The following is a 1,455-nucleotide window of genomic DNA, read 5'->3' as shown; positions in this document are numbered from 1 at the left end:
ATCCTGATGCGCGGCATTGGTGCTGGGCTTATATCATCGGTGACCCTGATAATACAACGAGCGCAGGCTTTGATGATGATGGAGAGCCTAACGGTACAGCAGGACGGCCGATTCTAAACGTCCTACAACACAAGTCCATCGGTAACGTCATTATTATTGTGGTGCGTTATTTTGGTGGTATTAAACTGGGTGCTGGCGGCCTGACTCGTGCTTATGCAGGCTCTGCGCAAGCGGCAGTGGATGAGATGATACTGCACCCTTACGTACCAATGACGCAAGTACAGATACTAGCGGAGTTCGCGACTGAAGCGCAATGTCGTTATATAGTAGAAAGCCTAAACGGTAGTATTGATGACGTAAATTATAGCAAGCAGGTTACATTAACCGTGACTATTGCTGAACAAGATATTGAGCGTTTAAAAGAGCGTCTGGCAATGGATGGGCGGGTGCTAGAGGATAAGTAATTACCGCTACTTTTAAGAATAAACAGCAACAAAATGTGGACACGACCTACATCAAACCAAGAGAGTTGCCATGTCAATACATAACCTAGCAGAATTAAAAACCCCGCCTATTATTAATGGTAATACTTTTAACTTTGAGCCTTTTGAGCCGCCTTTTTGGCTCAGCAATGCCCACTTACAAACCATCCTGCCTACTGTTCTTGTCAAGCACAATCCTGCCTATCGTCGCGAGCTAATACTAGACTCTCATCAAATCAGCGAGGTGGCTTATGATTTCATCGATAATAGTGAGCCACAACCCAAACACAATCAACGTTATAAAACGCCATTGATAGTCTTATTTCATGGGATGGAGGGCAGTAGTGCCAGCCATTATGCTCGAACGTTAGCCACTTATGTCGAGCATAATGGCTGGCACTTTGTGGTAGGACATTTTCGTGGCTGCGGCGGCGTACCAATGTCTAATGAGGTGGTCTATCATGCTGGTGATAGCGAAGAGACCCATCATACGCTGGAAGTACTGGCCAAGCGTTACGAAACTATCTATGCGGTGGGCGTCTCGCTGGGGGGCAACTTATTGGCGCGTTATATGGCAGATTATGGTGATGATGCCATTTGTGCAGCCGCAGCAGTGGTATCGGCGCCCCTTGATTTGGCATCAGCAACTACGGCAATGGAAAATCTGATAGGTCGCAGGCTCTACACTCCCTATTTACTAAACCCCATGCTGACCAAAGTTTTGAGTCAACGGTTAGATGTTACAGAGCTCAATAAAATTACTGCCAGCGAGCGCATTCAGGAGTTTGATGAGGCCTTTACCGCGCCGCGCTTGGGTTACCGATCGCCTTATGATTACTATCGTCAAGCCTCGGCGATGCCGCACCTATATAAAATTAGCAAACCAACCCTGATTATCACGGCTAAAGACGACCCTTTTTTAGGTATTAACGCTACGGCAGGTGATGTCTCAAATAGCGTGATATTATACGAG

Annotated in this window: 2 protein-coding genes; both read left to right on the top strand. The window is 46.6% G+C overall.

Features of this window, described 5'->3' with window-relative positions; genetic code table 11:
- Positions 1–464, top strand: a 464-nt coding sequence (locus ACS8FD_RS14425; protein ID WP_439276363.1) for an IMPACT family protein, incomplete at its 5' end; no start/stop codon positions are given.
- 70 nt (positions 465–534) lie between these two features.
- Positions 535–1,455, top strand: a 921-nt coding sequence (locus tag ACS8FD_RS14420) for a YheT family hydrolase (RefSeq protein ID WP_439276362.1), incomplete at its 3' end; no start/stop codon positions are given.

Source organism: Psychrobacter sp. 1U2 (assembly GCF_051847575.1).
The sequence above is the reverse complement of the archived record's forward strand: the minus strand, read 5'-3'. Positions and strand labels throughout refer to the sequence as shown.